This is a genomic window from Segatella sinensis (assembly GCF_040095255.1).
GTDB lineage: Bacteria > Bacteroidota > Bacteroidia > Bacteroidales > Bacteroidaceae > Prevotella > Prevotella sinensis.
This window is the reverse complement of sequence record NZ_JBBNGE010000128.1, coordinates 1-878: the sequence shown is the minus strand read 5'-3', so window position 1 is coordinate 878 and position 878 is coordinate 1. Positions and strand designations below refer to the sequence as shown.

The 878-nt window shown below is 36.2% G+C and carries 1 pseudogene; it reads left to right on the top strand.

Annotated features, from left to right (window positions below):
- Nucleotides 1-118: 118 nt before the first annotated feature.
- A pseudogene (locus AAAT87_RS15405) lies at nucleotides 119-754 on the top strand (hypothetical protein); the annotation flags it as partial.
- Between the last annotated feature and the right edge of the window lie 124 nt (nucleotides 755-878).

Here is an 878-nt window from a genome sequence, read left to right as displayed (position 1 = left end):
GATTGCTATGTTTCACTCAGAATGACCACACTGGTCAGACTGGATTCAAAATATGCTCCTTTTTAAAGTGGGCTCATAAATCCATCTTCTATAGAAATATAAGAAAATACTTTGCAATATGAAAAAAGAGATTGACAATATATTCATTGATGTTAGAAACGCATTCAGACTACTTTCAAGATTCCAGGAACGCGTACTTAATATAGTGAACTATATCAGAGAACAAACTCCATATACTGATATGTGGGGAAGCAAGAATTGGTTTAGTGACGAGATTAGAAACAGAAGGAATAGTCCAGATAAAGATTATGCCAAATTGAATGTATATAAGGATATGAGCGGCTTGGATTTCCTGTATGGTCATTTTTTTGAGTATTACTTTGGAGCTACAAAAAGGGGAAGACATACCATAGAGATGTCAATATTCCAGGTGTCAGACGATGGATACTTTATTTCCAATGAAGAGAATAAGGATATGACAGATGTATCTTCATATGCCAGTTCAGAGGTTTCACATTCGTATATCATATTCAATGTGTCTGTATATACGACAAAAAAGTCAGAGCTATGGTTATACGACCCCAAAAGACCAGAAGATGATTGGAAAGGCTTTCTAACCCGTTTTCTTGAGTCATCGAAAGATACCCAAATAACCTGTACGGATAAGGAGCATACCATTCTCAAGAAATATGAGATGCAACGATTTACATCTCAATCGGAGGCGGATAAGGTGATAACCGATTTTGCTAAATTAGTAAAGGATAATACAGGAGTAGAATTCTTTAACCCACATTGCAGTCGCCCGTCATGTAACTCCCTGATTTCCAATATCCAGATTTTTTGAGGTATGATTTGGGTGTAGCATGGATTTTCTTTTC